This is a genomic window from Pseudovibrio sp. POLY-S9, from assembly GCF_001431305.1.
Taxonomy (GTDB): domain Bacteria; phylum Pseudomonadota; class Alphaproteobacteria; order Rhizobiales; family Stappiaceae; genus Pseudovibrio.
The window spans coordinates 236991-254485 of the sequence record NZ_LCWX01000145.1; the positions used below are offsets into that span (position 1 = coordinate 236991).

The following is a 17495-nucleotide window of genomic DNA, read 5'->3' on the forward strand; positions in this document are numbered from 1 at the left end:
ATGAGTAGTGATCCAACCGGCGGAGGCGTCTTCAATTGGGAAGACCCTTTCCTCATGCGCGACCAGTTGAATGAAGACGAAGTCCTCATCATGGAAAGCGCGCGTGCCTACGCTCAAGAAAAGCTTCTGCCACGTGTGATGGAAGCCTACCGCGAAGAGAAGACTGACCGCTCCATCTTTAACGAGATGGGCGAGCAGGGCCTGCTTGGCGTGACCCTTCCAGAGCAATACGGTGGTTCAGGTGCGTCTTATGTGGCTTACGGCCTCGTTGCCCGCGAAGTCGAGCGTGTGGACAGTGGCTACCGCTCCATGATGAGTGTGCAGTCCTCGTTGGTGATGTACCCAATCTACGCGTACGGCTCTGAAGAGCAGCGCATGAAGTATCTGCCGAAGCTTGCTTCTGGCGAATACGTTGGCTGTTTTGGTCTGACTGAGCCGGATGCAGGGTCTGACCCGGCTGGCATGCGCACCCGCGCTGTGAAGACCGAGAGCGGATACCGCATCACTGGTTCCAAGATGTGGATTTCCAACTCTCCAATTGCAGACGTGTTTGTGGTTTGGGCGAAGTCTGAAGCGCATGACAACCAGATCCGCGGTTTCGTTCTTGAAAAGGGTATGGAAGGTCTTTCAGCCCCTAAGATCGAAGGCAAGCTGTCTCTGCGCGCTTCCATCACCGGTGAAATTGTGATGGACAACGTTGAAGTGGGTGAAGATGCGCTGTTGCCTAACGTTTCTGGCCTGAAAGGTCCGTTTGGCTGTCTGAACCGCGCTCGCTACGGCATCTCCTGGGGTGCGCTGGGCGCTGCGGAAGATTGCTGGATGCGTGCTCGTCAGTACGGCATGGACCGCAAGCAGTTCAACCGTCCTCTGGCACAGACACAGCTGTTCCAGAAGAAGCTGGCAGACATGCAGACCGAGATTACTCTCGGCCTTCAGGCTTCCCTACGTGTTGGTCGTCTGTTTGACGAAGGCCGCGTTGCTCCTGAGATGATTTCCATTGTGAAGCGCAACAACTGCGGCAAGGCGCTGGATATCGCGCGTCAGGCACGTGACATGCACGGTGGTAATGGCATCTCCGAGGAATTCATGGTGATGCGCCATGCTCAGAACCTTGAGACCGTCAACACTTATGAAGGTACACATGACGTTCACGCCCTTATTCTGGGTCGTGCGCAGACTGGCCTTCAGGCTTTCTTTTAAGCCCTGATCAGCATCGTAGTCTCATGAAAGTGCTGGGAGGCCTTTTTTGAGATTACGCTTGATGCTCTTGGGAGGCGTTTCGCCTCCCTTTTAGACCGGCGCTCGCAAATACCCGCCTAATTGTTTCGGGCGTCGGTTCTTACTCTTTTCCATTTCTCAGTATTCAGGTGTGACTATGGCGATAGCTTCAGTGGATGTTGCTATTATTGGGGGGGCTGTCATCGGGTCATCGGTGGCGTACCATCTTGCACAACGCGACGACTTTAAGGGTAGCATTGCGGTCTTTGAGAAAGACCCGTCTTACCAACATTGCGCTTCGGCGCTTTCTGCCGCTTCTATTCGCCAACAGTTCTCCTCTGCCGTGAACATCGACATTTCGCTCTACGGCATCGATTTCCTGCGCAATATTGGCAATCTTCTGGAAGTTGACGGAGAGCAGCCACGCATTGATCTGGTTGAGGGCGGTTATCTGTTTCTTGCAACGCCAGACAAACGCAGCATTTTGGAAGAGAACCACGCGCTGCAGCAGAAGATGGGTGCTGACATCAGTTTTCTGGGGGCTGATGCGCTGAAAGCCAAATTTCCGTGGCTCAACGTCTCTGATCTTTCTGCTGGCTGTCATGGCCTGTCCGGCGAAGGCTGGTTTGACGGCTATGGCCTGATGCAGGCGTTTCGCCGCAAAGCGCGCTCCCTGAACGTGCCTTATGAGCCGTATCAAGTGGTTCACCTTGAAAAGATCATGGGAGGCAGCTGGATTTTGACGCTCTCCAACGGAGAACAGGTGGAAGCTGGTGTTGTGGTGAATGCAGCAGGGGCGTCAGGTGGTACTCAGATTTGCATGGAAGCAGGTTTTGAAGCGCCTGTGCACTCCAAAAAGCGCATGATTTTCACCTTTGAATGCCGCGATGAGGTTCCGGGTCTGCCGTTGCTTGTTGATCCGAATGGCACCTATGTGCGCCCTGAAGGGACAGGCTTTATCTGCGGCAGCTCACCAGATGAAGAGCAAGACCCGGATTCCTTCGACTATGATGTCGATTATTCCTTCTTTGAGGAACACCTTTGGCCAACACTCGCCAATCGGATTCCTGCATTTGAGGCCATCAAACCCGGTGCGGCTTGGGCAGGGCACTATGATGTGAACCTGTTCGATCACAACGCATTTACCGGTCCGGTGCCCGGCATTGAAGACTTTTACATCGCGCTGGGCTTTTCCGGTCACGGCCTTCAGCAAAGCCCAGCGGTGGGGCGCGGTCTTGCCGAACATATCGTAACAGGCCGCTATGAGACGCTGGACCTTTCCGAGCTTGGTGTTGAGCGCCTGACCGCGAACAATCCGCTGATTGAGCGGAATGTGGTTTAAGAAGATCGGCCTACTGAGGTGGGCCGCTTAATCTGACTCGGTTTTTGATGATCAGGTCGGCGAGGAAGTCTGCCATGACGCGCATTCGGGGGGAATGGGCGAGATCAGAGTGCATGACCAGATAGATTTGTTGATCAACGCCGATGTTGGCTTCCACGCAGACAAGCCCGGCTTCTGCTGCAAGGAAGTGAGGGAGAACCGCCAGACCGAGCCCGGCTTTGGCGGCGACCACTTGCGTGGCGAGTGATGAGGTTAAAACTGCAGGCTCACGGCCTTTTAAAGCACGTCGAATCCATTGTGCTGCGGCAAGGTGAGCCTGCGCTTCACTCCAGGATATGCAGTCGTCGTCCTCATAGCTCTCAGGCTTTTCGAGTTCGGTCCGCTTGAGCAGATATTCTTTGCTCGCATAAAGGCCGAAGCCGAGTGTTCCCAAGCGGCGCAGTGTGACATTGCCGCTTTCTGGTTTTACCATCCGTATAGCGAGGTCTGCATCACGGCGGTGCAGGTTGACTGAGCTTACGTCGGTCAAAATTTCGATATACAGGTCCGGATAGTTGGTGCGCAGCTCGGGCAGTGCAGGCAAAATCAGGTGAGTGGCGAGGTTTTCAGCTGTGGCAAGGCGCAGTTTTCCGGAAATGCCTGCCTGAGCCTTTGCGCCGGAGGAAAATGCTGCGGCTGCGGCTTCCAGCGCTTCTGCTTTTGCCAGCAGCTCACGGCCATCCTCCGTGAGCTGATAGCCGGACTGGTGCCTGACGAACAAAGGGATTTTCAGCGTTTCTTCGAGACGATCAATCTTTCTCGACAGCGTCGCCATACCGATCTGTAGGTGTTGAGCAGCCGCGCTGAGTGTTCCTGTTCTGGCGACAGCCAGAAAGGCTTTGGTGTCATCCCATACAAGGTCGCGCAGAACTTCATTTCCAAATTCGGAAATCAGCTTTCCATTTCTACTCGTATTTTCCATTTTTGAAACATGGCAAGTATTCAGCAGCAACACAAGGAAGCTTCTGATGAAAACGCGCCAACTTGGATCTAAACTTAACGTCTCAGCGCTTGGTCTGGGCTGCATGGGTATGAGTGAGTTTTATGGCTCACACGATGACAGCGTGTCCTTGGGTGTGATGGCACGAGCCGTTGAACTGGGCATAGATTTTTTCGATACGGCTGACATGTATGGCCCTCACCACAATGAGGAGTTGATCGGCCGTTTTTTGAAGGAAACAAAAGCGCCTCTCAAAATCGCAACGAAATTCGGCATCAATCGGAAATCCGGCGAATACAAGCGGACAATCGAGAATAGTCGGCAATATGCGCGGCAGGCTTGTGAGGCCTCTCTGAAGCGTTTGGGCGTTGATTACATTGACCTTTACTACGTTCATCGCGTTAACCCGGAGCAACCCGTTGAGGATGTGATGGGCGAGCTTTCGCGGTTGGTTGATGAAGGAAAGATCGGCAATATCGGGCTTTGTGAGATCAACGAGACAACACTGCGCCGGGCGCATGCGGTTCATCCAATTGCAGCTGTGCAGACAGAATACTCGCTGTGGTCACGTGATGTCGAAAGCGCAATCCTGCCTGCATGCCGTGAGCTTGGCATTGGATTTGTCCCTTATTCTCCATTGGGGAGAGGTTTTTTGACGGGCAGTTTCAACTCGAAAACGGAGTTTGAAGAGGGTGATTTTCGCGCCAATCTGCCGAGATTTTCGAAAGAAGCCCTGCTCATCAACGAAGGTATCGCGAAAGTGATTACAGCGGCCGCACACCAGAAGAAATGCACGCCTGCACAGCTCTCCCTTGCCTGGTTGCTGGCAAAGGGAAACGATATCGTGCCAATTCCGGGAACTAAGAGGCTGAAGTATCTGGAAGAAAACGCTGCTGCACCTGAGATTGAATTGACCGCTGAAGAGGGGCTCGCACTAGACGCTGAGATTGCTCACATTCCTGTTGTGGGTGAGCGGTACACGCCTGAGGGCATGAAAGGCCTTAATGCGTAAGCAGCTGAGTGATCTATAAAACTTATTCCCCTCCCAGTTTTCTCCCATATTCTGAGAGACATGCCCACGCAACGGGCTGCTGGCGGACCGTCCGTCAGTGAGGCGTGGGTTGGGTGGGGCTGTCAGGAGAGGTAACGCATCTTTCTGGTGGTCCGGTGAACCGAACTTCAAACGTGACCGCATGGTTTGAGGGGAAGGGCCCAAGTTTGTAGGGTATCACGCGGCGACAAGTGCAAATGTACCGGCAGTAAAACCTGCTTTTGCAGATGTGTTTGTCAGAGACGGAGGAACTGTTCGATTAGGGAAACCTGATTGGATAAGCCATTGTCTTTCCGGGAAACCGGCTATCGTGCCTTACAGGCAAAGAGGCGACGTTGTTCATTACAAGAAAGCCCGGGCGAGGCGAGCAGCCACTGCCGAAGACTCATATTTAAACAAGTAGCGCAGGCACTGCCTGCTCGCCTTGCTCATCCCAAGTTTGGGAACCTTAGCTTCAACACTGCATGGGCTGCCATGTGGTGCTTTTAGTGCATGTTTTTGTTGTTCTAGTGCCATTCAGAACAGCGCAACTCTGCAACTTCCTGCACAATCTTGGTGTCAGGCTTATAAAGCCCTGCATGACCAGTTGACCGCGTTCAGGAGGGTGGAACATGTCATCTTCAGTTGCTTTGAGCACACCGCAAATTAATCCGCACATCTCAGCGGGGGATCTTGAGAACATCAAGGGAGCCTCGGACAGAGACCATGTTGGGAATCCGGCAACACGGCTCTGGGACAAGATTGTTGACTGGTTTTGCGGGACGGACCGCGTAACAGCGAAGAAACTGGCGTTTGATCTGTACTCGCCGGGTGTGACGGACCAAAACAAGGTCAAAGCCTTTGAGCAACTGCGCGAACTGGCTGGTGCGAACTATCAGGACAATTTCAAAGTCTATGACAGTTCCCATTATCGCAGCTACAGCGTTTTGGATTTCAAGCTGGAATTTGATGTGCGCAGTCCTGATGAAGACCGCGTGGAAGCTAACCTGAAAAACGACATCATGCTGGAAGGGGTCAAGATCCCTGAACAGCAGGGATTGCAGTTTCAAAAGGACTTTGACCGCAGGCAGGAGCGCACTTTTACGTTCGATTCAAAACCGATTGAAGACATGAGCTTCTTTGATCAGTTCTCGCCACAGGAACGTGCCACCATCTTTGCAGTTTGCCATCAAGGGCTGTTTCCGCTGCTCTCTGATGCGGTGATGTGTATGTCCAACAATCAGGACATGCGGTTTGATATCAGCAAGCCGGGGCCAGATGATCTGCGCATTGAGGCCTACATGGAGAAGGACATTTCCATGGACTTCGATGGACCATTCTTCGAGGAACAACAGCAGCAGGTTGCTGACTATGACGGCGTGAAGAAGTCGCTGAAGATTGAAGCCGTGATCAATGTCTGGCGAGGTGGCCAGGAAGTTGACCTGGTTTCTGCTGAAGTCCTGTCACAAAACGAAGTGTGACAGGAGCTGTTGCGGAGCGTTGTAGACGAAGGACGCTGAGTTAGCTCTCCTTGTCCTTCTTCTTCATCGCCTTTTCGAGGGCATTGACGGTGGTTCTAAGCACCTGAATACGAGCGTAGCGCTTGTCTTCGGAAGAAATGAGCGTCCATGGCGCATAGCGGGTGGAGGTGCGGTCCACCATGTCACCAGCTGCGATGGCGTATTCGTTCCACTTGAGGCGATTGCGCCAGTCTTCCTCGGTGATTTTGTAGTTCTTGTAAGCGGTTTCTTCGCGGGCTTTGAAGCGGCGCAGTTGCTCTTCTTCCGAGATCGCCAGCCAGAACTTGCAGAGGACGAAGCCGGAATCTGTCAGCTCTTTTTCGAAGGCGTTGATTTCGTTGTAGGCCCTCATCCAGTCCGCTTCGGAGCAGAAGCCTTCGACGCGCTCAACAAGAACCCGCTCGTACCAGGAGCGGTCAAAGATGGCGCTGTGGCCCTTTTTCGGCAGGCGGCGCCAGAAACGCCAGAGGTACGGGTGCAGCTTTTCTTCCACGGAAGGGGCTGCGATTGGGTGCACCTTGTAGTTTCGCGGGTCCATGGAGCGGGTGAGACGGCGGATTGAACCGCCTTTGCCGGCTGCATCGTTGCCCTGGAAGACGGAGATCAAACCGAACTTTTTGAAACGCTTGCGGTCTGTCAGGTACGCCATCTTGTCCTGAAGCTCTTCAAGCTCTGCCTTGTAGTCTTCTTTGGAAATGGTTGCTGTCAGGTCTATCGCATCCACGGCGTTGGCCTGCGACAGGGTCGTGACCACAGCCGGAGCTGAAACCGGATTGCCGTTGCCGCTTTCCAGCTTCTTCTTCATGGATTGTGCGATGGTTTCGGCCAGCGCGAGATCGCGAACATCCGGATCCTGAGAGGGAATTACAAACCAAGGGGCATAGCCGGTGCTGGTTTGCAGGGATGCCTTTTCGCCAGCCGTCTGCGCAGCGCGATAGTGCTCTGAACCAGACCATTCCTCAATGAAGTTGCGGCCTTTTTTGCCTTTGGCTTCGATATCATGCAGGCGTTCCTGCTGCTCTGCCTTTGGAAGAGTGAACCAGAACTTGAGAAGGAGAATGTTCTCGTAGGCCAGCATTTTTTCAAAGCGGTTGATGGCCGACAGCTGGCGCTCCAGCTCTGCGTCGTCAATCTTGCCCATAACGGCATCACGCAGTGGTTCCTGATACCAGGAGCCAAACACAATGGAGGTTTCGCCCCGCGCAGGCAGATCACGCCAGTAGCGCCAGTAGTTAGGCCTGGCGCTTTCAGACTCGCTGCGCTCTTCATGGTAGGCGTTGCAGAACAGATAACGGGTGTCCATCCATTCATACAAACGGGAGATCGCCGCGCCTTTACCCGAGCCGTCTACGCCAGCGAGCAAAATGATCGTTGCAAAAGCTTTGTTCTCTCTCAGCTTGTGCTGAACTTCCAACAATTCCTCACGGAGTTCAGGCAGTCTTTTTTGAAGCAGCTCTTTGCTAACTGTCTGAGGAATGTTTGCAGACTGAAACATGCAAGTGACCTTCGCATCTGGGGCATGGCGTAAAATGTTATTTTTGCTCATTCGGCTTTGCAGCCAAGAATAGCCATTCTGTATTATTGCTTAAAGAGCTAAACGATGTTTTTCGTCACCAGAATTAACGTATGGGTCTGATTAGTGGGACTATTATGCTTTTTGAAGGGATTAGGGCTTGTTATTTCCCTTTCAAAGCGCCAGATGCCTGCATATAAATGTAACAGAATGCAGACCTTATTTTGGTCACCTTGGCACTATGTATACATTTCAAGCAGTCACCCAGCGATCTAAGTCATTTATGAAAGAGCTAGAGACTTTTCAGTGAACGTCGATTTCGTCACCACATTCCTCAACCACATTGTTGATTTCATTGCAGCAAACCCAGCGTTCGCTGGCCTTATCTGTTTTATCGTCGCAATGGGCGAAGCGCTCTTTCTGATTGGACTGGTGTTTCCAAGCACGGTTGTTCTTGTGGGCGCCGGAACGCTTATTGGCCTTGGCGAGCTGCCCTTTCTGAGCATCTTTTTATGGACAACCGCAGGCGCCGTAACGGGCGACGCGTTTTCCTACTGGTTTGGCTACTTTTACAAAGACAAAGTGCGCACCATCTGGCCATTAAGCAGGTATCCTGATTGGTTGCAACGCGGTGAAGACTATTTTGCCAAACATGGTGGTAAGAGCATCTTTATTGGCCGTTTTGTGCCGGGCGTGAAGTCCGTGGTACCCGGAATTGCTGGTATGGCGGACATGAGTTTTGGCCGCTTTACGTTCTTCAACGTGACATCAGCCTTCGCATGGGCCGCGATCCATCTGATACCGGGTGTGATGGCAGGATCAGCTCTGTTTGCTATTGGCGAGTTCAATACGCGCCTGGCGATTATTCTTGGTGGCTTGCTGCTGGTTCTTTTGATTGCCGTGGCCCTGATCCGCTGGCTGATCATGTTTATTCTGCCAATCGTTGGCGGTTCTCATCAGGCAACAGTCAATTGGTTTGCCCGCCGTCCTGATCGCTTCAGCCAATGGGTTGCACGGACGTATGACCCTGAAAACCCACGTAGTGTGGGGATGCTGGTATCTGCGTTCTTCCTGCTTGTGACGTTGCCCGGTTTCATCTGGTTTACAGGTGCTGTGGCGCCGGGAATGCCGATGGCGCGGGCTGATCTTGCGATCAGCAACTTCTTCCAGATCGCCCGGACACCGATCATCGATAAGGTCATGGTTATGATCACCATGATGGGCGATGGTCATGTCACAGCAACCGTGACGCTGGCTGTTGGGCTTTATCTGTTTGGGCGGAAGGCATGGCGCAGAGCGACAGGCTTTGTCATCGCGATTGTCAGCTCCTCTATCTTTGTGGTGATCACCAAGGCATTGATTGGCCGCGATCGTCCGATTGAGCTGTACTCTGGAGCGGACGCATTTTCATTTCCATCGGGGCACGCAACGATCAATACGGTTCTGATCGGGGTGATTGCGGTTTTGGTGGCTCATGATCGTTCCCGTCTGAGCAAGACGATCATCTATTCTGTCGCGGCAACCTTTGCGATCCTGATCGGGTTCTCACGAGTTTATCTCGGCGCGCACTGGCTTTCAGACGTGCTGGCTGGTCTCTTGTTTGGCTCCGGTACGGTCTTCTTCTTCTCGTTCGTGTTTGGGCATATTCACAACGAAAAAGTTGGCAGAACTGCGCTGACGATCATTTCGCTGAGTGCACTGGCGATTGCTTCCGTCTGGCACATCAGCACCAATTATAAGACAACTGCTGAGGCTTATGAGCCGCGCAGTGAATCCGTTGTGATCCAAAAATCCAGCTGGCGCTTGCAGGACTGGCGTTTGCTGCCTGCCAAGCGTGTATCCATTACGGGTGAACTGGAAGAGCCGATAACACTGCAATGGTCCGGCACGCCGGAACAGTTGGAAAAGCAACTGACAGACCTGGGATGGCGTAAGGCTCCGGAATGGTCTGTTCCAACGGCGACTGGATACCTGAAAGGCGAGACACCTGCTGGCGAACTGCCTCCGGTACCACACACCAATGCAGGCTTTCTGCCTGCGCTGACGATGGTTTATGAAAGCGATCAGGACCACAGACAGGTGTTCTGGCTCTGGGAAACCCGGTTCAAGCTCTCCGATGTGAGCGGAGAGATTTCCAATCTGTATATCGGCGGTGCGCTGGACGAAGAAACCGTCCGTCTGTTTGGTGAGTTTTCAGGTCTGAAGTCTGAAGATGAAATTCCGGTGGATCTTCACATGTTCAACCAGCTACCAAATGCAGAAGAGAAGCGCAGGTGGGATGGTAGCTCTGTGGTCATTGCGGGGCCTTAAAGCAGGCCCTGCTAGGCTTTTTCCTGAGGAGCGCAATACAGGCCGTAGAGAGTTTGCAGAACGGATTCCACTTCGGCACTTGCCAGAGAATAATAGATTGTCTGGGCGCTACGGCGGGTGGACACCAGATTGCTGGCGCGCATCTTGGCAAGGTGTTGTGACAGCGCGGACTGACTAAGATTAACAGCTTCTGCAAGTTCACCTACAGTACATTCGCTCTGTACCAGTCGACACAACACCATCAAGCGCTTGGGATGCGCCATGTTAGCAAGAAGCCGCGAAGCTTCCTCAGCGTTTTCTTCTAAGTCTTCAAAATTTGCATCAATCAAAGCTCGAACCCTAATCTTTAATGTTATTAGCAGCAGGCCATTTATAGGATGTGGGCCATAAAAGCAGCGTCATTATTCTTGGTCCCCATACATAAAGAAGAACATGAAACATGCAAGTAGCTGGACTGCTCTAACCAAATTTGTCGTCCTTTTCTTGTCGGGACAACCAGAATATTATGCTCTCCTGCAATAATTCTAGCATAATGTGGCGGGTCTATGTTAATAGCCCGATCAAACCGAGCCTCAGAGACTATCCCAGTAGAATTAATTGAAGCTGCCTGCTTTTGTGCTGGATTTCTCGAAGGTAAACTTCTTCAAGCTTGTTTTGTGCGCATCCTAAAACGAAAAATGGTTTCTGATTTTCTGGAACACGCAAAAAACACATGATGAAATCAGCAGAACCGGCTTCGGACACTCTGCTCATTCGAAAGATCACTTTTGACCGACTTCGACAAACTTGGCGTTGCAAAACCATTTCAGATCGCCCTGAAATCTAAAGGTTATGACGAGCCAACACCTATTCAGGAAAACGCTATTCCATACATTCTGGATGGCAAGGACCTGCTTGGTCTTGCTCAGACCGGAACGGGTAAAACCGCAGCTTTCGCAGTGCCGCTTCTTCAGCGCTTGCTTGAGAGCCGGTATCGCGCAGCGCCGAAGAGCGTGCGCAGCCTTATTCTGACGCCAACTCGCGAGCTGGCGGATCAGATTTCAAAGAACATCAAAGCCTATTCAGGCCGCACCAAAATGTACTCCAGCTGCGTTGTTGGCGGTGTGCCATTTCCTCCGCAGTTCCGTGCTTTGCAGCGTGGTCTGGATGTGCTTGTGGCGACACCTGGTCGACTGCTCGACTTGCACCGCAAAAACGGCGTCAGCTTTGATGAGCTGGAGATTTTCGTTCTCGATGAAGCGGACCAGATGCTGGACCTCGGCTTTATCGCAGAACTGGAAGAGATTGCTTATCTACTGCCGGAAAAACGGCAGACACTGCTGTTCTCAGCAACGATGCCTGCAGAAATTCGTGAGTTTGCTGGTCGCTTCCTAAGTGATCCTGTTGAGGTGAGCACTGCGCCACCAGCAACAACAGTAGAAGCCGTTATCCAGAAGATCGCGCATCTGGAAGATAACGCCAAGTATCCTCTTTTGAAGACGCTTCTTGAAACGGAAGAGTGCGAGCGCGCTCTTGTGTTTACGCTCACCAAAAAAGGAAGTGCGCGGCTTGCTGCCCGTCTGAATGCAGACGGTGTACCAGCAGAAGCTATTCATGGCGACATGTCTCAGGCAGAACGCCAGAAGACGCTGGACAAGTTCAAAGGCGGTAAGCTGAAAACCCTTGTTGCGACTGATGTTGCAGCCCGCGGGATTGACGTTTCAGACATTTCGCATGTGATCAACTTTGACATGCCGAACGCGACCGAGAACTACGTGCATCGCATTGGCCGTACGGCGCGTGCGGGTAAGAGCGGAAACGCGATTACATTCTGTTTGCCTGAAGATCGCGGTATGCTGCGTGCTGTTCAGAAGCTGATCGGCAAGAAGATCCCAGAGATGGATGGATACACCTTCTTCCCATCAGATCGCGAGCCGAAAAGCGCACGCAGCAGTGCGCAATTGGCGGGCAAAAAACAGAAACTTGGTGGACAACGTAAAGGCCCGGGCGGCGGCAAGTTCGCTCAAAAGCCAAAGGGCAAATCTTCTGCCAAGCCGAGTAAAAAAGCACCTCCACGCCGGTCGCCAAGCAAGTCATCTGACACGTCTTCAGCACCTGCTTCCGGTGGTGGCGTTTATCTCAAGCGCAAGAAACCTTAAGCCTCCGCTCAATGCAGGGGCTTACGACAGTGCCGAGTGTATCTCACGGATTGGAAGTGAAGTTCCAATCCGGTGGTCGCAGCGGTGTGTTACTGGTTGTTTTCTCTCAGGTCCGGATACCCTCTGGTAAATTCGGGCTGGAGCGCTTGTTTGCAAAGACACAGCATTCCTGTGTTTTTCTGAATGATACCCAGTCACAATGGTACCTAAGTGCTCAACAGGGCATTGACCGTGCGATTGACGAAGCGATTGCGCAAGAGAACCCGGAGCGCGTCATCTATTACGGCGCATCCATGGGGGCCTATGGGGCGTTGGTGACTGGCCTGCGGCGTCAGGACGGTGAGATTTATGCGTTTTCACCGGAGCTGGAGCTGGGTGTGGTTGGTTCACAGAGCGCTGCATACCTGGCACCTTCTGCTCCTGATAAGGCAGATCTGCTGGCGCTTCTATCAGGGAGTATGAAGCATCCTGTTCATCTCTTCTTCGGGCTATTCGATTGGATTGACACGAACGGATACCTTGCCGCGCAGCAGTTGCGGCATTGTGCAAACCGGTTTTGTTATGGGGTTGCGGGACCGCATGCGTTGCATGATCAGCTCTACTCTCTCAACATTATTCGCCAGCTGATCAAAACGTTTCAGCGCGATGTTGCTGAGCTGCTTAGGGCGCGGGGTCTCCTTATCACGCCAAGCCTTGCTGACTGCGTGGAGTTTACACGTCTGGGGCAGGAGCTCGCAGAAGGCAGAGTAATGCATCTGCCAGATGTATCGAGAGCACTCTCTGCAAATCCGGGCTACGGGTTGCTAAAGGCCGAACATCTTGCGTTGCAAGGAAAGCCTCAAGAGGGTGCTGAACTGCTTCAGGAGTGGCATAGTACCTTGCAACGTGATGCCGTGTTGAAGACAACACCAAAGCGTTGGCGCAAGAGTTTTTTGATAGGTGCAGCCGAGTTGTATTCAAGCTGCTTTGAGCACACAAAAGCTCGGGAAGCCCTTGCTAACTGCGCAGCACAGTTTCCGATTGATGAACGGATGTTGCAGTTGGCAGCAAAGCTGGATTTCGTTTTACCTGAAACTCAGTGAAGCCCTGATCTAATCTTGGATTGAAATTATCAGACAGCTTGATAGTATCACTAAGAACAAAGTGGGAACGGTTTCATGGAATTTGTGAAGGGCTCAAATCGCGTTCAACTGGATGATCCGCTGGTCGATGGTCGTCAATCCGAGCGTGCGTTGAAAATCCAGCGTGGGGTGCAGCGCTATCTGCGAGTGCTGGGTCATACGAGCCTGCCAGAAATCACATTGGCCTCAGGCCGTCGGGCTGATCTGGTGGTTCTTGGCAAGAAATCCGAGATTTGGATTATCGAGATCAAGTCATCAATCGAGGACTTCAAAGCAGACAATAAATGGCATGAGTATCGCGATTATTGCGACCGGCTATTTTTCGCTACCAGCGCAGACGTTCCGCAAGAGATTTTTCCAGAAGAAACCGGCTTCATTCTGGCTGATGACTACATGGCAGAAATCATTCGCGAAGCACCGGAACACAAGCTTTCTGCTGCAACCCGTAAAGCGGTGATTTTGCGATTTGCGCAGGCTGCGGCGAACAGACTGCACGATCTGACTGACCCGAACCAGAGAAACCTGCGCAGGGGATAAACTGGGGAAGAACCTCAGCAAGCCTCTGCGTTCAAATGTTATTTTCAAAGAACGCCCTCAGAGAAGTTTAGCGCATAACATACTCACCAGAATGTTCAGGTTTCCGTTTGGGGAAAGGCTCACTAACATTGAAACATAAAACAGCTTGTCCGTATTGGGGTGAGTGGAAAATGCGTTAGACATTTTTGCTGTGTCATTTCCGGGAGAGGTGAGGGCTTTCGGGCGTGTGGTGTGTTTCTGGGGAGGGGCGCAATGGATTTTGATTATGTGATTGTTGGAGGCGGCTCAGCAGGGTGTGTGCTTGCAGCCCGACTTACAGAAGACCCTTCAATAACGGTTTGCCTGCTTGAGGCTGGAGGTGAAGGAAAGTCCGTTCTGGTACGGGCACCTCTTGGCATTGCAGCGATGGTTTCCGCAAAGCCCTTTGCCATCAACAACTGGGCTTTTAACTCGGTTCCACAAACAGAGCTTAACGACAGAACCACATTCCATCCACGCGGCAAGGCTTTGGGTGGTTCCAGCGCAATCAACGCTCAACTTTATATCCGTGGCCAAAAACAGGATTATGATGGTTGGGTGGAGCAGGGTGCCGAAGGTTGGTCCTTTGATGATGTGCTGCCCTACTTCAAAAAAGCCGAATGCAATCAGCGCGGTGAAAGCGGGATGCATGGAGCTGATGGGCCTTTACACGTTTCCGAGCAACGTTCGCCTCTTCCAATCTCGCACGCCTTTCTAGCGGCAGCTGAAGGCAGGCAGATTAAACGCAACAATGACTTTAACAGCGGTGATCAGGAGGGTGTTGGGCTTTATCAGGTCACGCAGTTCCATGAGGATGATAAAAAAGGCGAGCGCTGTTCGGCTGCTGCTGCCTACCTTCACCCAGTTATGGATCGCTCCAATCTGACTGTGATTACCCATGCACGCAGTACTCGAGTGTTGTTTGAAGATAAGAAAGCCGTTGGTGTTGAATACAGCCGGAAGGGCAAACTTGCGACGGTGAAAGCAGGTCGTGAGGTTATTGTCTCAGCAGGCGCTTTCCAGTCTCCGCAGTTGCTTATGCTTTCTGGCATTGGGCCAGCGGATGAGCTGGCGAAACACAACATTCCGGTCCTGCATGACCTGCCTGGTGTGGGTAAGAACCTGCAGGATCATCTGGATTACACCATCAGCTACCGCTCTAATAAAACGGATATGCTGGGACTGGGCTTGAAGCCGGGCATTCAGCTGATCAAGGAAATACTGCGCTGGCGGAAAGACGGCTCTGGCATAATTGCTTCTCCGGCAGCAGAGGGTGGGGCTTTTTTGAAGACCAACCCGGAACTGGACAGGCCTGACATTCAACTACATTTCGTCATCTCCATCATCGATGACCATGGTCGAAAGCTCTACGGTGGATACGGGTTTGGCTGTCACGTTTGCGTTTTACGACCAAAATCAACCGGGGAAGTTGGGCTCAACTCAGCAAACCCGATGGATGCTCCGCGTATTGACCCGAAATATCTGACAGAACCGGAAGACATGGATGTGTTGGTGAAGGGTATCCGCATGACACGGGATATTCTGGAAGGACCAGAGCTCTCGGATTATCGGGAGGACATGCTCTACGAGTTTGGCCGTGATGAGCGCAGCATCAAGCAAGCGGTGCGGGAGAGGGCGGAGACGATCTATCATCCTGTTGGCACTTGCAAAATGGGCGCAGATGAAATGTCGGTCGTCGGGCCGGACCTGAAAGTGCACGGACTGGAAGGCCTGCGAGTGATTGATGCTTCTGTGATGCCTTCGCTGATCTCAGGCAATACGAATGCGCCGACAATCATGATTGCCGAAAAGGCTTCAGATATGATCCTCGGTAAACCGGTTTTGAGTGCAGAACACGAGAGCGAACAGGTTTCGGCCTAAACAGCAAAAAGGCCGGTACGAACATACCGGCCTTCTAACGAGACAGTTCGGCGAATGGATTAAGCCAGCTCTGCAATCTTTTTGACAAGCTGGCGAGCGACTTCGTCCTTACCCATTTTCGGCCAATCTTCCACGCCGTTTTGGGTCACGAGACGGACGGTGTTGTTGTCGCCGCCCATGACGTTATTCTCTGGGCTGACATCGTTTGCTACAATCAAATCAGCGCCTTTACGCTCCAGCTTTCCGCGGGCGTTGTTGATCAGGTCATTTGTTTCGGCAGCAAAACCAACCACTAGCTTCGGTCGTTTGCCTTGCAAGTGCCCTACTGTTTTCAAAATATCCGGATTTTCGACAAGGCTCAGCGCTGGCGGCAAGCCTGTTCCGTCTTTCTTGATTTTCTGGTTGCTATCGTGAGCAACCCGCCAGTCTGCTACGGCTGCAGCCATGATCGCGATGTCAGCTGGTAAGGCACATTCAACCGCGGCCAGCATGGCGCTTGCAGACTCTACGCGGATTGTCTCAACGCCTTTCGGGTCTGACAGAACTGTTGGGCCTGAGACAAGCGTCACTTGCGCTCCAGCATTTGCCGCAGCTTCTGCAATGGCATAGCCCTGTTTGCCGGAGGACCGATTGGCGATGTAACGCACTGGATCAATTGGCTCATGGGTTGGGCCAGCGGTGATGACAATGCGTTTGCCCTTCAGGGGCTGTTCTTTGGGAGAAAGGAGATCTTCAATCGCGGCAACAATTTCCAGCGGTTCTGACACGCGGCCATAGCCTGCTTCGCCTTTTTCCGCCATCTCGCCTGCGTTGGGGCCAACAAAATTCAGGCCGTCCGCTTTCAACTGAGCAACGTTGCGTTGGGTGGCCGGGTGGCTCCACATTTTGGAGTTCATAGCAGGAGCAACGAGGACCGGTTTGTCATTGGCCAGCAATACGCAGGAGGCCAGATCGTCAGCCAATCCATGTGCCATCTTTGCCATGATATTTGCTGTAGCTGGGGCAACAACGACGAGATCCGCCTCTCGCGACAAGCGGATGTGGCCGACATCGTGCTCGGCTTCTCTGTCAAACAGCTCGGTGAAGACTGTGTCGCCCGTCAGCGCACCAACAGCAAGCGGTGTGATAAACTGAGAACCACCGTTGGTCAGAACTGCCCGAACCTTCGCACCTCGCTCTTGCAGGCGGCGGATCAGATCCAGCGATTTGTAGGCTGCAATACCGCCTGTGATGATAAGGAGAATGCGCTTATCTGAAAGCATTTTGAAACCACCTTTTGCGCAGGCTTGATCACCATCAGGCCCGCCAACTCATTTCCTGAGGTATTTCTATCCGTTTTCACTCCGGATTTCATTAGTTTCCTAAAGGCCTTTCGTCCCATTGGGTAAATCGCGGTAAAAGTGCAGCGCCTTCAGATCCTGAATTTTCCGGGATGAGGCCAAATTTCTTCTTCGGGCTTGTCAAATTGCATGAGTTCGATGAGGTTTCTGCCCTCCAGAATGAAGGCGACCCAAACGCCTTTGGCCGGACTTTCCGGAGACAAAATAACATTCTTACCTTGCAAAGCTTCGGTAAGGTCATCAACCACATAGGCAACATGAGGGGTTGTCTTGATTATCTCGGGGAGTGGGTTGTCATCATCAAAGTTCATCCACTCAATGGCATAGGGACCCTCAAAATAGCCTGTTGCAGTGAGTTTGAGGGTTTTGTTGTGGTGCGTTTCCGGCAGCTTTTCGCTGGTTGGAATACCGACATGATGAAAGCGTAGTTCCTGCATGGCTCCTTGCCTCTAATGGCGATTTTGCCAATGCAGATTAGGCTTTTTCGATCACCACAGCCCCAAGATAACAGGTGCAATTGGAGAGAGTTTTCAGAGCTAAACACAAAA

14 protein-coding genes are annotated in these 17495 nt (G+C 52.4%); 9 read left to right on the forward strand and 5 right to left on the reverse strand.

Going from position 1 to position 17495, the window contains the following annotated elements:
* Both PPL9_RS13345 and PPL9_RS13350 read left to right on the forward strand, forming a co-directional pair.
* Complete coding sequence (locus tag PPL9_RS13345) at window positions 1–1200, forward strand: acyl-CoA dehydrogenase (protein WP_057463143.1); 1200 nt, start codon at window positions 1–3, stop codon at window positions 1198–1200.
* Window positions 1201–1375: 175 nt separating this feature from the next.
* A complete protein-coding gene (locus PPL9_RS13350) occupies window positions 1376–2560 on the forward strand; it encodes an FAD-binding oxidoreductase (RefSeq protein ID WP_057463144.1) in 1185 nt (394 codons plus the stop codon).
* Between the two features lie 10 nt (window positions 2561–2570).
* On the opposite strand, the gene PPL9_RS13355 is transcribed toward PPL9_RS13350, so the two are convergent.
* On the reverse strand, window positions 2571–3521 hold the full coding sequence (locus PPL9_RS13355; RefSeq protein ID WP_057463257.1) for a LysR family transcriptional regulator: 951 nt from the start codon (window positions 3519–3521) through the stop codon (window positions 2571–2573).
* Window positions 3522–3567: 46 nt separating this feature from the next.
* Here PPL9_RS13355 and PPL9_RS13360 point away from each other — a divergent pair, with 46 nt between their 5' ends.
* Together PPL9_RS13360 and PPL9_RS13365 are read left to right on the forward strand one after the other, a co-directional pair.
* Complete coding sequence (locus PPL9_RS13360) at window positions 3568–4551, forward strand: aldo/keto reductase (RefSeq protein WP_057463145.1); 984 nt, start codon at window positions 3568–3570, stop codon at window positions 4549–4551.
* Window positions 4552–5201: 650 nt separating this feature from the next.
* Window positions 5202–6050 carry a hypothetical protein gene (locus tag PPL9_RS13365; RefSeq protein ID WP_057463146.1) on the forward strand — a complete coding sequence of 283 codons (849 nt, stop codon included), beginning with the start codon at window positions 5202–5204 and terminating at the stop codon, window positions 6048–6050.
* A gap of 40 nt (window positions 6051–6090) precedes the next feature.
* Here the strand turns inward: PPL9_RS13365 and pap are convergent, their stop codons facing one another.
* Window positions 6091–7635: a polyphosphate:AMP phosphotransferase gene (gene pap, locus PPL9_RS13370; protein WP_208989351.1), complete on the reverse strand. Its 1545-nt coding sequence runs from the start codon at window positions 7633–7635 to the stop codon at window positions 6091–6093.
* Between the two features lie 273 nt (window positions 7636–7908).
* Between pap and PPL9_RS13375 the strand changes: the two genes are divergently transcribed.
* Entirely contained in the window at window positions 7909–9912 is a 2004-nt protein-coding gene (locus PPL9_RS13375) for a bifunctional DedA family/phosphatase PAP2 family protein (RefSeq protein ID WP_057463147.1), read from the forward strand.
* Between the two features lie 11 nt (window positions 9913–9923).
* On the opposite strand, the gene PPL9_RS13380 is transcribed toward PPL9_RS13375, so the two are convergent.
* Entirely contained in the window at window positions 9924–10241 is a 318-nt protein-coding gene (locus PPL9_RS13380; protein ID WP_057463148.1) for a metalloregulator ArsR/SmtB family transcription factor, read from the reverse strand.
* Window positions 10242–10679: 438 nt separating this feature from the next.
* Here PPL9_RS13380 and PPL9_RS13385 point away from each other — a divergent pair, with 438 nt between their 5' ends.
* The 4 genes from PPL9_RS13385 to PPL9_RS13400 all read left to right on the forward strand — a co-directional run bounded on the left by PPL9_RS13385 (window position 10680) and on the right by PPL9_RS13400 (window position 15607).
* A complete protein-coding gene (locus tag PPL9_RS13385; protein WP_057463149.1) occupies window positions 10680–12050 on the forward strand; it encodes a DEAD/DEAH box helicase in 1371 nt (456 codons plus the stop codon).
* 29 nt (window positions 12051–12079) lie between these two features.
* The gene (locus PPL9_RS13390; RefSeq protein WP_208989352.1) at window positions 12080–13132 is read left to right on the forward strand and encodes a hypothetical protein; all 1053 of its coding nucleotides are present in this window, start codon (window positions 12080–12082) and stop codon (window positions 13130–13132) included.
* A gap of 75 nt (window positions 13133–13207) precedes the next feature.
* A complete protein-coding gene (locus PPL9_RS13395; protein WP_057463151.1) occupies window positions 13208–13708 on the forward strand; it encodes an MmcB family DNA repair protein in 501 nt (166 codons plus the stop codon).
* A 252-nt stretch (window positions 13709–13960) separates the two neighbouring features.
* On the forward strand, window positions 13961–15607 hold the full coding sequence (locus PPL9_RS13400) for a GMC family oxidoreductase N-terminal domain-containing protein (RefSeq protein WP_057463152.1): 1647 nt from the start codon (window positions 13961–13963) through the stop codon (window positions 15605–15607).
* A 59-nt stretch (window positions 15608–15666) separates the two neighbouring features.
* On the opposite strand, the gene coaBC is transcribed toward PPL9_RS13400, so the two are convergent.
* Both coaBC and PPL9_RS13410 read right to left on the reverse strand, forming a co-directional pair.
* The gene (gene coaBC, locus PPL9_RS13405; protein WP_057463153.1) at window positions 15667–16869 is read right to left on the reverse strand and encodes a bifunctional phosphopantothenoylcysteine decarboxylase/phosphopantothenate--cysteine ligase CoaBC; all 1203 of its coding nucleotides are present in this window, start codon (window positions 16867–16869) and stop codon (window positions 15667–15669) included.
* Window positions 16870–17018: 149 nt separating this feature from the next.
* A complete protein-coding gene (locus PPL9_RS13410; RefSeq protein WP_057463154.1) occupies window positions 17019–17384 on the reverse strand; it encodes a hypothetical protein in 366 nt (121 codons plus the stop codon).
* Window positions 17385–17495: the final 111 nt, after the last annotated feature.